This window comes from Marinobacter sp. es.042, assembly GCF_900188315.1.
Classification (GTDB): domain Bacteria; phylum Pseudomonadota; class Gammaproteobacteria; order Pseudomonadales; family Oleiphilaceae; genus Marinobacter.
The window spans coordinates 2204003-2218691 of record NZ_LT897781.1; the positions used below are offsets into that span (position 1 = coordinate 2204003).

At 57.0% G+C, this 14689-nt stretch carries 12 protein-coding genes; 7 read left to right on the plus strand and 5 right to left on the minus strand.

Annotated features, from left to right (window positions below; all coding sequences use genetic code 11):
• Positions 1-148: 148 nt before the first annotated feature.
• Entirely contained in the window at positions 149-1540 is a 1392-nt protein-coding gene (ffh, locus tag CFB02_RS10335) for a signal recognition particle protein (protein ID WP_008176248.1), read from the minus strand.
• A gap of 182 nt (positions 1541-1722) precedes the next feature.
• Between ffh and CFB02_RS10340 the strand changes: the two genes are divergently transcribed.
• The 5 genes from CFB02_RS10340 (at position 1723) to CFB02_RS10360 (ending at position 7840) form a co-directional block, all read left to right on the plus strand.
• Positions 1723-2529 carry an inner membrane protein YpjD gene (locus tag CFB02_RS10340; RefSeq protein ID WP_008176250.1) on the plus strand — a complete coding sequence of 269 codons (807 nt, stop codon included), beginning with the start codon at positions 1723-1725 and terminating at the stop codon, positions 2527-2529.
• An 85-nt stretch (positions 2530-2614) separates the two neighbouring features.
• Positions 2615-3901: an HlyC/CorC family transporter gene (locus CFB02_RS10345; protein WP_088557941.1), complete on the plus strand. Its 1287-nt coding sequence runs from the start codon at positions 2615-2617 to the stop codon at positions 3899-3901.
• A gap of 157 nt (positions 3902-4058) precedes the next feature.
• Entirely contained in the window at positions 4059-4661 is a 603-nt protein-coding gene (locus CFB02_RS10350) for a Yip1 family protein (RefSeq protein ID WP_088557942.1), read from the plus strand.
• 195 nt (positions 4662-4856) lie between these two features.
• On the plus strand, positions 4857-7082 hold the full coding sequence (locus tag CFB02_RS10355; protein WP_088557943.1) for a DUF1631 domain-containing protein: 2226 nt from the start codon (positions 4857-4859) through the stop codon (positions 7080-7082).
• A 5-nt stretch (positions 7083-7087) separates the two neighbouring features.
• Positions 7088-7840: an energy transducer TonB gene (locus CFB02_RS10360; protein ID WP_088557944.1), complete on the plus strand. Its 753-nt coding sequence runs from the start codon at positions 7088-7090 to the stop codon at positions 7838-7840.
• A 10-nt stretch (positions 7841-7850) separates the two neighbouring features.
• Here the strand turns inward: CFB02_RS10360 and grxD are convergent, their stop codons facing one another.
• Positions 7851-8177: a Grx4 family monothiol glutaredoxin gene (gene grxD / locus CFB02_RS10365; protein ID WP_008176261.1), complete on the minus strand. Its 327-nt coding sequence runs from the start codon at positions 8175-8177 to the stop codon at positions 7851-7853.
• 238 nt (positions 8178-8415) lie between these two features.
• Between grxD and argF the strand changes: the two genes are divergently transcribed.
• Together argF and CFB02_RS10375 are read left to right on the plus strand one after the other, a co-directional pair.
• Positions 8416-9330, plus strand: a complete 915-nt coding sequence (gene argF, locus CFB02_RS10370) for an ornithine carbamoyltransferase (RefSeq protein WP_088557945.1) — start codon at positions 8416-8418, stop codon at positions 9328-9330.
• Between the two features lie 4 nt (positions 9331-9334).
• Complete coding sequence (locus tag CFB02_RS10375) at positions 9335-10408, plus strand: ABC transporter ATP-binding protein (RefSeq protein WP_014576257.1); 1074 nt, start codon at positions 9335-9337, stop codon at positions 10406-10408.
• Between the two features lie 9 nt (positions 10409-10417).
• Here the strand turns inward: CFB02_RS10375 and glpK are convergent, their stop codons facing one another.
• From glpK to CFB02_RS10390, 3 genes are all read right to left on the minus strand, one after another.
• The gene (gene glpK, locus CFB02_RS10380; protein WP_088557946.1) at positions 10418-11899 is read right to left on the minus strand and encodes a glycerol kinase GlpK; all 1482 of its coding nucleotides are present in this window, start codon (positions 11897-11899) and stop codon (positions 10418-10420) included.
• 257 nt (positions 11900-12156) lie between these two features.
• Entirely contained in the window at positions 12157-13776 is a 1620-nt protein-coding gene (locus CFB02_RS10385; RefSeq protein WP_227519184.1) for an ATP-binding protein, read from the minus strand.
• A gap of 22 nt (positions 13777-13798) precedes the next feature.
• On the minus strand, positions 13799-14536 hold the full coding sequence (locus CFB02_RS10390) for a response regulator (protein WP_088557947.1): 738 nt from the start codon (positions 14534-14536) through the stop codon (positions 13799-13801).
• Positions 14537-14689: the final 153 nt, after the last annotated feature.

Genomic DNA, 14689 nt, shown 5'->3' on the forward strand with positions numbered 1-14689 from the left:
TTCTGTTGAACGAACTTTGTACGATTCACGCCTGCTGAACACCAGCTGACGCGAAGACCCATACTCGAAAGGGGCGCTATTCTATGCTAAAAAAGCGCCAAAGAAAACAGCAAAACCAGTTGTTTCCCCGTTTTCCATGTAAGGCTTTTTACATACGGCCAAACGGGGGCATTCCGCCTCCCCCACCGCCGCCAGGGGGCATCATGCCGCCCATGCCGCGCATCATATTCGCCATACCGCCTTTCTTGCCAAACTTTTTCATCATCTTCTGCATCTGCTTGTGCTGCTTCAGCAAACGATTGACGTCCTGGATCTGGGTTCCAGACCCCGTGGCGATACGGCGTTTGCGGGAATTGTTGATCACATCCGGGTAACGCCGCTCTTTTGGCGTCATGGAGCAGATAATCGCCTCCATCTGCCCCATGGACTTGTCGTTGACCTGTTGCTGCGCCACCTGGGCCATCTGCCCCATGCCGGGCAACTTGTCGAGCAGACCACCGATACCACCCATGTTCTTCATCTGCTGGAGCTGATCCCGAAAATCCTCCAGATCAAAGCTTTTGCCCTTCTTGATTTTCTTGGTGAGCTTCTGGGCCTTCTTCTGATCAAGCTTGCGCTCTGCCTCTTCAATCAGCGAGAGCACATCGCCCATGCCCAGGATCCGGGAGGCAACCCGGTCCGGATAGAACGGCTCCAGCGCATCAGACTTTTCACCAACACCCAGGAACTTGATCGGCTTACCGGTAATGTGACGAACAGACAGGGCCGCACCGCCACGGGCATCGCCATCGGTTTTGGTCAGCACCACGCCGGTCAGCGGCAGGGCATCGTTGAACGCCTTGGCGGTGTTGGCGGCATCCTGGCCCGTCATGGCATCGACCACGAACAGGGTTTCAACCGGGTTGACCGCTTTATGCAGCCGACCAATCTCTCCCATCATCTGTTCGTCGACGTGCAGCCGACCGGCGGTGTCAAGAATTACCACATCAATGTGCTTCTTCCTGGCCGCGGCAATGGCACCCTCGGCAATATCAACCGGGTCCTGATCGGCACTGCTCGGGAAGAACTCGACACCCACTTCGCCAGCGAGGGTTTCCAACTGGCGAATCGCCGCCGGACGGTAGACGTCGGCGCTGACCACCAGGACGGATTTTTTCTGCCGCTCTTTAAGGAAGCGCGAGAGTTTGGCGACCGTGGTCGTCTTACCTGCACCCTGCAGACCCGCCATCATGACTACGGCCGGCGGCTGGACGTTCAGATTGAGGGATTCATTACCCTCGCCCATGACGCGTTCCAGCTCCTGCTGGACAACTTTCACAAAGACCTGGCCCGGCGTCAGACTGCGCTGCACCTCCTGGCCAATGGCACGCTTGCGGACGCCCTCAACAAAGTCCTTCACCACCGGCAGGGCGACATCCGCCTCCAGCAGCGCCATGCGCACTTCCCGCAGGGTGTCCTTTATATTGTCATCAGTGAGGCGCGCCTGGCCGGAAATCTTGCGCAGACTGCCGGAAAGTCGGTCTTGGAGGTTCTCAAACATGTTGCTCTTCCGTACCCCGGATAAATTGAGTGCGTGAATCGGCAGAGCCGGCGACGACTCCTTGATTCCAGTTGCATAATCGCGACATTATAACCAGACTATCGCCCTGAAACGACCAGCCCGGTCAAATCGGCGCAAACCAGCGCCGATCTCCAGTCAGAACAGTGGTTAATAAGGAAGTCATGGGAACGCTGATTCTCGCGGTCACCTCTCTTTTTCTTTACAGCGTAGGTACCGCGCTGCAGGCCCTGCATTTCAGGGGCCGGGTTCAGAGCAACATTGCCATTACTACCCTGATTGGCGTTCTCGCCCTGACCAGCCACGGACTTCTCATTGGCCAGACAGTCCATCACGACGGCGGCTTCGATTTCAGTTTTTTCAAAAGCTCCGTGCTTATTTCCTGGCTGATCGTCTTCCTTCTATTGGGACTCAACCTTAAAAAGCCGGTGCAAAGCCTGTTTCTCGGCGTTTACCCGCTGGCCGGCCTCACCATCATTCTCGCCCTGGTTACCCATGGACCCTCGAGACTGGTGTCCGAGCAAAGCTACGGCATGCTCTCCCATATTGCGCTTTCGGTGACAGCCTACAGCCTCTTTACTCTTGCGGCTATCCAGGCGGTTTTACTTTACTTCCAGAATCGCCAACTGAAGCACAATTACAACAGCCTGCTGGTTCGTAACCTGCCGCCTCTGCAAACCATGGAGTCGCTGCTGTTCGAGATGGTCTGGGCCGGCGTCGTCATGCTGATTCTGGCGATTGTGACCGGCGCCCTCTTTATAGAGGATCTCTTTGCCCAGAACCTCGCCCACAAGACCCTGTTCTCGATCCTGTCTCTGCTTGTGTTCGTGGCGCTCCTGATTGGTCGTTACACAAAAGGCTGGAGGGGCATCACCGCCAGCCGTTGGACCCTCGCTGGCTGCGCACTCCTGATGCTGGCCTTCTACGGCAGCAAGTTTGTGCTGGAACTGATCTTCCAGCGCGGCGGCTGACACCGGAAGCACCGGTTATTCTCTTGACACAACGCTCGCCGAAACCCTATTTTCGCTACTTGTCAGCAATATAAGGACACCTCTTTTGAACGAAACATCGCTTACCGCGCTGTTTATTCTCCTGGTCGGACTGATCCTGCTTTCCGGTTTCTTCTCGAGCTCCGAGACGGGGATGATGTCGCTCAACCGATATCGTCTCAAACATATGGCCAAAACCGGCCATAAAGGTGCCAAGCGCGCCCAGGGCTTGCTGCAACGAACCGACCAGCTGATCGGCGTCATCCTGATCGGCAACAATTTCGTGAACATCTTCGCCTCTTCGATCGCCACGGTTATCGCGATTCGGGTCTGGGGCGATGCCGGCATCGCGATTGCCACCATCCTGCTGACCATCGTGATTCTGATCTTCGCAGAAGTCACTCCGAAAACCCTTGCAGCACTGTTTCCCGAGAAAATTGCCTTCCCGGCCAGTTACATACTCGGCCCGCTGCTGAAAATCCTGTATCCGATTGTCTGGGCGGTAAACCTGTTCACCGGAGGCATACTGAAACTGCTGGGCGTTTCCGCCGCAGACGCAGCCAACGACCACCTCAGCCGGGAAGAACTCAGGACCCTCGTCAATGAGGCCGGCGCACTTATACCAGCAAAGCACAAGGACATGCTGGTCAGCATTCTGGATCTGGAAAAAGTGACCGTGAATGACATCATGGTGCCGAGAAACGAGGTAGTGGGTATCGACCTGGACGACGACACCGACACCATTCTGCGCCAACTGCGGAGCAGCCAGCATACCCGGCTTCCGGTCTTCAAGGGCGACATCAATAACATTCAGGGCATCCTGCACCTGCGCAGCGCTTCCAAACTGCTGCAACAAGAGGAAATCAACAAAGCCATGATCATGCAGCTTTGCCAGGAACCCTATTTCATCCCGGAAAGCACGCCCCTGAACACCCAACTGATCAACTTCCAGAAAGGTCGTCGACGGTTCGGCGTTGTGGTCGATGAATACGGCGACGTTCTTGGCCTTGCGACACTGGAAGACATACTTGAAGAGATCGTCGGTGACTTTACGACGGATTATGCCGCCACCAGCCCGGACATCATCCCGCAGGACAACGGCACGTTCATTATCGATGGCACGTCCGCCGTCCGAACCATCAACAAGACCCTGGGCTGGAAGCTCCCTACCGATGGCCCCAAAACCCTTAACGGCCTGATTACCGAAACCCTGGAGAACATCCCCGACACCAACGTCTGCCTGAAAGTGGACGGCCATCGGGTAGAAGTGCTGCAGATCAAGGACAATGTCGTGAAAGCAGCCATTGTGCACCCGAAAAAACGCAAAAAACGTTCTCTGTCACTGAAACAGTAAAACCCGGACACCTCCTCCCTATGGCGCTATAGACCCTTCGGTTATAGCGCCTTCCGTTCTTGAAAGATCAAAATTTAACCGCCAGCTTGACCCCCGGTGATCCCCCACCAACACTGAAGGAGCGTGCGATACAATAACAATCACAAGGAATACGTCCATGAGTCTGACACACACGTTTGGCCTGCTCGCCCATCCCGACCGGGAGTGGGAAGCGATCCGCAATGAATCCGAGACTGTCACACGACTGTACGCCGGCCACATTCTGCTGCTGGCACTGATCCCGGCGGTTGCCGGCTTCATCGGAACAACCCAGGTAGGCTGGCAAATTGGAGATGGCCAGATCACCAAGCTGTCGGTGACGAGCGCACTCCAGCTATCCACACTCTTCTACGTGGCCATGCTTGCCGGCATTTTTATACTCGGCAAGTTCATTGATTTTTTCGCCGCAACGTATGATGCGGTGGAACGGACGCCCAGAGGCGTTGCTCTGGCGGCGTACACGGCAACCCCGATTTTCCTGATTGGCGTAATCGCCGCCTATCCGAACATATGGGTGAATATGCTGGCAGGCCTGGTGGCGGTTGCCTACGCGGTCTACCTGCTTTATGAAGGGCTACCGATCCTGATGAGAATCCCGGCGGACAAGGGGTTCATGTTCGCTTCTGCAGTCCTGACGGTTGGCCTGGTTATGTTTGTTGCCCTGCTCGCCATCAGTGTCGTCATCTGGAGCATGGGCATAGGCCCGGTTTACGTCAACTGACCGCAAATTCTCTTGCAAGTCAGTCATCTGCACGAGGGTGCCTGTTGGGCACCTCGTGTTTTTTTGAATTTGCTCCCACGTTAGCGTTTGATCATGTTAACTTTGAGCAAAATGCGGTAAATTTAACCAATAACGAGAATCCAAGGATTTCAAGCTCGGTCATGTATCCGGTTGAGGCGTAAACAGGAGTCTGCCATGAACAAGCAGTCCGGCATACATTACCTCCGCGAACACCGGGAAGCCGGAAGTAACAGACCGGTTCCTGCGGAGGTCACCCGCATCCGGGACACGGTTGTCGCCGGGCTCGGTGATTTGCTGCAGGGCGCCTTCGACGCCGTCGACGACTCACTGTTCGAGCTGGCCAATAATGCCCGCAGCAACAACGAGCAGAACCGGTACTTCGAGGCGATGCGTGAAATTCGCATCAAGCGTAAGGGTGTCGAGCGGCATTTCCAGAACACCGTTGCCCAATATTTTGCCACCCCCCCTCACACCGGACCGCTTCAGGAAGAACAACTGAGCAAGCAGGCCAGCGCCGACACGCTTGCTCTGGTCGGCAATGACGACCTTGAGGAGCAGGTTGCCCTCAACGCCATGATCACCAAGGCAAAGGCGCACTTCCAGGGCCCACTGCTGCAACTCCAGACCCGTTTCAGTCAGGTGTACCCGGAAGCCACCGACGAATCACCGGTCAATCCGATGGCACCGGAACACCTGTGCAGTGCGTTCACAGAGGCAATACAGGCCCTTGAGATCCAGATTCGTGAGCGCCTGATCCTGCTCAAGCAGTTTGACCGCTATGTTGTGTCCAACCTCGGCATGCTGCTGGACGAAGCCAACCGCATACTGATCCAGGCCGGCATCATTCCGAACTTCCGTTATCACGGCAAAGCCGGTCAGCAGCATGAGGCCTCCAGTCCGCAGTCGGCAGAGGCGCCAAAACAGGAAAGCGCGCCGGACGCTTCCGCGGCAGAACGGGCCGGCCAGGCCGCTAGCAGCAGCGCGGTTTTCGAACAGATCCGGCAGATGCTGGCGCTGCAAAGGGCCAATGCGGGCATGCCTCCCCGCGCCTCGGACCCGAATGTCCGGGTCGTGGGTGACTCCGAGCTGGCAAGCCTTCTAAATTCATTGCCGCTTTCAGCCCCCCGGCAGGACCAGGGCAACCTGAGCGCCGGCGAACCTGTCAGCATTGATCTCCGTCAGCTGGTACAACAGCTCCTTTCCCAGACCGATACCGGAGATGGTCGAAAACCGGCGCTTAACGAGGTCGATGAAGACCTCATTAACCTGGTTTCCATGCTGTTCGAATTCATTCTCGACGACTACAACCTGTCAGCTCCGGTTCAGGTGTTGATCAGCCGGCTACAGATTCCGATCCTGAAAGTGGTTATTCGGGACAAGAGTTTCTTCAGCCAGGCTACGCACCCGGCCAGACGTCTCTTGAACTCCCTGGCGAGAGCAGGCATCGGCTGGAGTAGCAGCGACGAGAAAACCAAGGACAAACTCTACGGACAGATTCACAACATTGTGCAAAGGATTCTCAACGAATTTGACGGTGATGTTTCGCTTTTTGAAACCCTCAATCAGGAATTCGAACAGTTCCTTGAACGGGAGAACCGAAAGGCGTCTCTGGTTGAGCAGAGAACCCGTGAATCCGAGCGGGGTCGGATCAAGTCCCAGACGGCTCAACAAACCGTCGACAATCTTCTTAAACAGAAGGTGTCCCGTTACAAACTGCCGGAGTCCATCCATGACATTCTGATGAATGGCTGGAGCCGCGTGATGTTTCTTGCCTATCTCAGGGATGACGTGGAGCATCGGTGGAATGCCACGGTGAAGGTCGTCGATGATCTGATCTGGTGTCTTCACCCCCACCAGGAAGATGACGAAAGAGACCAGTGGGTGCGGGTCGTGCCTGGCCTGCTGAAATCACTGCGGTCAGGGCTGGAGGAGGTCTCCTATAACTCATCGAGACTCGATGAAATGATGGGCCAGCTCAAGCATCAGCTGGCAGAGGCATTCCGCACCAATGCGGCCATCGAAGCACTACAGGATTCTCCTGAAGAGCCGGCGGAAGAGGAAATCGCGACCGTTCACCAGACGGCCGTTGAACGCCAGCAGGAACTGGAAGACGCTGCAATCTCAGAATACGTTGCCCAGATTGACGGTATCGAGATTGGTAACTGGGTCGAGTTTCGACTGGTCAATGGTGCAAACTTCCGCTGCAAGCTGTCCGCTATCATTGACGAAGCAGATTGCTTTGTCTTTGTGAACCGGATGGGGCTGAAAGTGATTGAGAAAACCCGGGTTGAACTGGCCCATGAAATGCGCCGTGGCCGGCTGACGCTGCTTGAGCAGGGCGCATTGATTGATCGGGCCCTGGATGCGGTTGTCGGCACCCTCCGGAGCAAGACCGCCTGACGCCAATGCCTGAAAAAAGCAGTCCCAATGCCCTGCCGGCTGCCTACCGGCTTGGGCTTGCCTTGTCTCTGGCGCTTCTCCTACACACACTCCTGCTTTCAGGCATCCCCTCGCCCAAGGAAGAACCAACGGCCACGCACAAAGAGAGTGTACGGTTCGAGCTGGTAGCCCCGGGCACTCACAGAACGGTTGCCGATCCGTCAGCTGACTCCAGTCCTCATCGCGATGCAACACGGGTAACGCCGTTTGAGATTGATCCTCCTGAGCCGGAACCCCTCTCCAAACCGGAGGTTGTGACGTCCCGCGAGCCGCAAACCCCCGCCCCGACAAAGGCAACGAATACCAGCGCGCCCCGCAGCGCAGCCGCACAGTCAAGCGTCAACTCTGCTGCCGGAGAAGAACCCGAACAGTTCCCAGAAAAAACGGAGGAGAGCATTACGAGGGTTACGGAGTCACCGGGCGAGCTCGACCCCTATGTGGTCAAACTGGCCGTCCATCTGGCCCATCAACTTGAAGAACTGAGAGTGCCGGCCATGAGGAGCCTCACTGACACGGTCGCTATGGAAGTGGAACTGCAGTTGCTGGGAAATGGCGCCCTGACCCGGGCAAGGGTGTTGAAATCAACAGGAATCAAGCCAATAGATGAAGCTGCATATCGGGCTGCGCTGGCGGCTAGTCCCTACCCCCAGCCACCGAAGGATGGCGGGAGCGCGAACCGCTTCGAGGTGGAACTGTTGTTCACCCCGAAACGGCTCTGAACGGCAGTGATCAGGCTTCTGCCTGCTTCGCCGCCTCTTTGACTAGTTTTGCCAGCTCACCGCTCTCGGACATTTCGAGAACAATGTCACATCCGCCAACGAGTTCGCCGTTGATGTACAGCTGGGGATACGTGGGCCAGCTGGAGTAAACCTTCAGGGCTTCACGAAGCTCCTGGTTATCCAGGATATTGACGAAGGCAAAGCGTTCGCCGCAGGCCATTACAGCCTGCACGGTTTTGGCCGAGAAGCCACACTGGGGTGCCTGTGGGCTGCCCTTCATGTACAGGATGATCGGATTCTCTTCAAGCTGGCTCTTAATGGTTTCATTGATATCCATGAACATTCACCTCTATTGGAACAGTCTTGCCACACGGCAATTTTCTTGACGCTATTGTACACGGGTGCCGAACACCTCACCAAACACCTTGATTTGACCTCGAGCAACACCGGCAGTTCCAGCCCGGCCACAGCGTTGTCATACCTGCTCCGAAGGGCTAGACTTGATGCCCCATTTTTTCAGCCAACGTTCAGGCAATCCCGCCAGCAGCGGGGTTCGGTGAGATAAGGGCCATTGCATGGCGGCACGACATTTTCTGACATTGAATGACATGACAACCAACGAGCTGGAAAGCCTGGTTGATCATGCCACAGCATTGCGCAACGAGTGGCGGCAAGGGAAGGTTCGGGACTCCCTCAAGAACCGTGTCCTTGCGATGATCTTCGAAAAATCATCAACGCGAACCCGGGTTTCTTTTGAAGCCGGCATGACGCAGCTCGGCGGCTCCGCAATGTTCCTGTCGCCACGGGATACCCAGCTTGGCCGCGGCGAGCCAATAGAAGACTCCGCTATCGTTATCTCCAGCATGGTTGATGCGGTGATGATCCGCACCTTTGCCCATGAAACCGTGGAGCGCTTCGCGGCTGCATCACGAGTGCCGGTGATCAATGCGCTGACCGATGACTTTCACCCCTGCCAATTACTGGCCGATATGCAAACATTCCGGGAACACCGCGGCAGTATTCGCGGCGCTACCGTTGCCTGGATCGGCGATGGCAACAACATGTGCCACTCCTACATCAATGCCGCTGCCCAGTTCAATTTCAACCTGAACATCGCCTGTCCTGAGGGCTACGAGCCGGCAGAATCAATGCTCAAGGGCCACGAAGACCGGGTCAAGGTGTTCCGGGAGCCGGCCGAGGCAGCCCGAAACGCCCAGCTTCTGGTGACCGACGTCTGGGCTTCCATGGGTCAGGAAGACGAGCAGAAGGCCCGTGAAAGGGCGTTCAGTGGCTATCAGATCAATCCCGGGCTGCTCTCAGTGGCCGATAAGGATGCGCTCTTCATGCATTGCCTCCCGGCTCACCGTGGCGAGGAAATATCGGCGGACATGATGGAACATCCTGCCTCCGTGGTCTGGGACGAGGCAGAGAACCGCCTGCACGCCCAGAAGGCACTGCTCGAATTTCTCATCCTGAACCGGCTGGACTGATTCCATGAGCACAACCGCACAATCGCCGGCAGACTGGCTGCTCGAGGTCAATAACCTGTCCTGTGGCTACGGCGGGGATTCTGTGGTCAAAGATGTCAGCTTTGCCCTGAGCCATGGCGACATCGGCTGCCTGCTCGGCCCGAGCGGCTGCGGCAAAAGTACCATACTGCGCGCCCTCGCCGGCTTTCTTCCACTGAGTGGTGGCGAGATTTCGCTGCAATCCCAGGCCATCAGCCTGCCCGGACGCACCCTGCCCCCGGAAAAGCGTCGGATTGGCATGGTGTTCCAGGATTACGCCCTGTTTCCGCACCTGACTATCGCTGACAACGTGGGGTTCGGTCTGCGGAATCTGAACAAGGCCGAGAAACGGCAGAAGGTCATGGAACTCCTGAATGTCGTGCACCTGCAGGATCTGGCCGACAACTACCCCCATGAACTGTCTGGCGGCCAGCAGCAGCGGGTTGCCCTGGCCCGCGCCCTGGCACCCGAGCCCACCCTGATTTTGCTGGATGAGCCGTTTTCCAATCTGGACGCAGATCTGCGCCGTCGGCTGAGCCTGGATGTTCGCGAAATCCTTAAGACGCTGGGCATCAGCGCCATTCTGGTTACCCACGATCAGCAGGAAGCCTTCGCCATGTGCGATCAGGTCGCTGTGTTGCGGGACGGCAGGATCCAGCAGTGGGACGTGCCCTACAACCTCTACCATGAACCGGCAAATCGTTTCGTTGCCAGCTTCGTGGGTCAGGGCGGGTTCGTCCCCGGCACCGCCCTGGGGCCGGATACTATTGAATCCGAGCTAGGCGTGATCCACGGCAACCGGGCCTACAAATGGGAACCCGGCACCCTGGTAGACGTTCTGATCCGGCCCGATGACATCGTTCATGACCCCGACTCGGATCTGCAGCCCAAGGTGGTTGAGAAAACCTTTGCCGGCACTTCCACGCTCTACCGTTTCCGGTGTTCCGAAGATACTGAGTTCGAAGCCCTGTTCCGCAGTCACCTGGATTTCAACCTGGGTGAGCATGTGCCGGTGCGTGTCGAGGCGGATCACCTGATTGCTTTCGAACGCACCACCTGATTTAGAGATTCAGTTGTTGCAGACGCGCTCGACAGAATCCAGCCAGCCAGCGTAGAGAGATTCTCGCAAAGCCGGGCGCATTTCCGGGTGGAACTGCCGCTCACATTCCCAGAGCGCGGAGATCTGCTCAAGATTGTCAAAAATACCTGTCTGCAGTCCCGCAAGGTAGGCAGCCCCGAGAGCGGTTGTCTCTGTAACCCGGGGCCGGTCAACGGTGACGTTCAGTATGTCGGCCAGGAACTGCATCACCCAGTCGTTCACCACCATACCGCCATCCACTCGCAGCGATTCAAGTCGGGCGCCGTCGTTCTGTATCGCCCGCACCAGATCCTTGGTCTGATAGCACACCGACTGCAGGCCGGCGGTAACGATCTCGCCAATGCCCGTATCCCGCGTCAGGCCCATGATGGCGCCGCGAGCATGAGGATCCCAATGCGGGGCTCCCAGGCCGGTAAACGCCGGAACCAGGTAAACCGGATTGTCGACTCCGACCGCCTCCGCGTGGGCGGAAGATTCATTGGCGTGGGCAATCAGCTTGAGCCCATCCCTCAACCACTGCATGGCAGCACCGGCAACAAAAATACTCCCTTCTACCGCGTAACAGGGCTTGCCGTTTAGCCGATAGGCCATGGTGGTCAGCAACCGGTTCTCGGACCGAACGGCCTTATCGCCCGTATTGAGCATGAGAAAACAGCCGGTGCCGTAAGTGCTCTTGGCCATGCCCGGGTAAAAGCAGGCCTGCCCCACGAGAGCCGCGTGCTGATCCCCTGCAATGCCGGCAATCATGACTGGCGCGCCCAACCACTGTGCTTCGGCGGTGCCATAGTCTGCGGCGCTATCGAGTACTTCCGGCAGCAAGGCCCGCGGCACGCGAAACAGGGCCAGAAGATCGTCGTCCCAGTCCTGCTTGTGAATATTGAAAAGAGCCGTTCTCGAGGCATTGGTGGCATCGGTGCAGTGGGATTTGCCGTTCGTCAGGTTCCAGAGCAGCCAGCTGTCCACCGTTCCAAAAGCCAGCGCACCAGATTCGGCCCGGGCGCGGGCGCCCTCCACGTTATCGAGAATCCAGGCTATCTTGGTGGCCGAAAAGTAGGGATCAATCAACAGCCCGGTTCGTTCAACAACCGTGTCTTCATGGCCGTCGGATTTCAGCTTGGTACACCAGGACGCGGTTCGACGGTCCTGCCAGACAATGGCGTGGTATATCGGCTCACCCGTTGCCCGGTCCCAGATCACCGTGGTTTCCCGCTGGTTGGTGATACCAATACCCGCCAGCTCCGAGGCGTCAATGCCTGCTTTGTCGAGCGCGCCGCGACACACCCCCAGAGTGCTGTCCCAGATTTCCCGTGCATCGTGCTCCACCCAGCCATCTTTCGGGAAATACTGGTGAAATTCCTGCTGATCGGTTGCAACGCTGTTGCCCGTTTGATCAAAAACAATAGCACGGGAACTGGTTGTGCCCTGGTCGATGGCAAGCAGATAACGGGTCATGAACGGCCTCCTTTTGTTTCCCGGAATTCTAACAGCAGAGCAGACGGGAAAGGGTGACCGATATGGAATTTGGAAGCAGGCATAAAAAAAGGGCCAGAAAACCGGCCCTCAAATGACGAATGAAACAAGGAAAGTTCGTAAGAACTACAACCTCAAAAGTCATCCCTTACGCCTCGAAGTATTGACCGGCCAGCCAAAAACTTCAGTAGTGCTTGTGTAGCTGCTTTGTTACATCAGGTGAGGCGATGGGGTCTGGCTCACACAATGGAGTCCACCGGTTTTTTTCTGGGCCAAACCAGGCTGAATTTTGCACCGCCAAGCGTGTCGCTCCTGCTGACGAAGGCGTGCCCTCCGTGCCAGTAGAGAATCCGGCGAACAATAGACAAACCCAGGCCGTAGCCGCCGGAGGTTCGGGTACGGCTGTCGTCCAGTCGGGCAAACGCAGTAAACACTTTCTCCCAGTCTTCCTCTGGAATGCCGGGGCCATCGTCTTCAACGTCAACGCGACAGTTGTCCTCATCGAAATGACAGCAGACCAGCACCTTGCCAGCCGCGTAGCGTCCTGCGTTGCCTACCAGATTCTGAATTGCCCGATGCAGGTAGCGAGGCTCAATATCCGACAACGCCCAACGTTCCGAGGCCTCATCAATATTGCCTTCGATACTCAGATCGGGCCGAACCATCTGCTGCTCAGAGACCACCTGGCGGACAATGTCGGTTACCGAGGTTTCCTGCAGCGAGAAAACCGGGCCGCCCTGCTCCAGCCGCGCATAGGTCAGGATCTCATCAATCAGCTCGTCCAGTTCCTGGATATCGCCATCAATACCGTCCAGTTGCCTTTGCAGGGCAGCCTCGTCCTGGCAGTCCTCAATCATCTGGACGCCAAAACGGATACGGGCCACGGGAGTGCGCAATTCGTGCGAAACCGCGTGAATCATTTCCCGCTGCACCTGCACCAGGCGCTGTATGTGTTCGGCCATACCGTTGAATGACGAGGCCAGACGGGTTACCAGCGTTCCCTCGCCCGCCTGGACCCGGGCGCTCATTTCTCCACGTGCGATTCGAACCGCTACCGACTCAACGGTTCTGAGATTACTGTCCACTTCCCGGAGCGCGAGGAAAACGGCAACGGCCAAAACCCCGCCAAGCACCAGGACCAGCAGCAGAACAACCGGCCAGGCCCAGGGATCAAACCCGGCGGGCATGTCAATCCGATACAACTCACCGTCGGATAGCTGAACGATCACCCGTCCGCAACCGTCTGATTCGTCGGTGTAGAAGGCGAGGCCCCGCTCGGCGACCTGGTCCAGAACGTCAGAGTCCGGCAGCAGGTCGGCGTCGTCCAGGGGCTGCACTTCGACATTGAGAGACCGGGCCATTTGCGCGGCAACATTGAGACGGTCATCCGCAGAGGCTGAATCAAGATGCCACCGGAATATCAACCCAATGGTTTCTGACACATCCCGATAGGGCTCGTTCAGACGCAGCTGCAGGATTTCTCCGGTCAGTCCGGTTACCAGAACCCGATACCCTACGTCACTGTCGATGCCAACCACCTGGCCGTAGCCAAGTCGCTCCAGAGCCACCGGTGACAGGTTGAAACGGGAAGCAGCTCCCATGCGAAGATCAACCATCGAACTCAGCCAGTGGTATTGCTGTAATGGTGCCGGGGCCGCAGCCAGCCAGCGCATCAGTGGCTCGGGGAAGCGTTCATGCCAGAATTGGGAGCGCACCGAGTTGATCCCGGTGAACAGCAGGACACACAAAAAAACAACCAGTGCGGTCAGGCCGGCAAGGCGGGCATAAAGCTTGAGGAAGAACTTCAGGGGCATGATACCAACCCTGGCATGGAACACCGGTGTGCGGGCGAATGGCACACCGGCTCCAGAGACTGAATCGTCAGGCTTCCTTTACAAACAGGTAGCCTTTACTACGGACGGTCTTGATGCGTCGCGGATGGATGGGGTCGTCGCCAATCTTGGGTCGAATCCGAGAAACACGAACATCAATGGATCGATCCTGACCATCGTATTCAATACCACGCAAGGCGGTGAAGATTTCTTCCCGGCTAAGCACGCGGCCCGCGTTGCTGGCGAGCAACCAGAGCAAATCAAATTCGGCGCTGGTCAGATCGATGCTTTCTTCACTCAGCCAGGCCTCCCGCATGGAGCGGTCGACAACCAGATCATTGAACTGGAGGCGCACCGGTTCTTCGCCCCCTGCCTCGTCTGCCGACCCCGAGCCGTTTTCGGTCACCCGACGCAGCATGGCGCGAATACGTGCCAGCAGCACCCGGGGTTTGACCGGTTTGCCAATATAGTCATCGGCACCCATTTCCAGACCCAGGACCTGGTCCAGATCGTCGGTTCGGGCAGTCAACATGATGATCGGACCGGAAAAGAAGGGGCGCACCCGACGGCAAATGGAGAGCCCATCCTCGCCAGGCAACATAAGATCCAGAACCACCAGATCCGGCTGCTCGTTACGGATCCGCTCTACCGCGGCACCACCATGAGTTTCCAGGGAGACGGTCAACCCGTTGCTTTCAAGGTATTCGCGGGTTAACTCCGCCAACCGCTCGTCGTCCTCGACAATCAGAATTCGCCAACTTTCGTTTGTCTGTTCCACGCCATCCATCTCTGGTTTTGTTATTCCGGTTTCAGGTCATTCTGTGTACCTGACGATACATGCAACCTGCTGTAACAGCAATTATACATGCTATTCAGAAATATACATGGAACCGCTGCTTCGTTACACCCTGTGACAGAGCTCCCGTAAACACCAATCGGA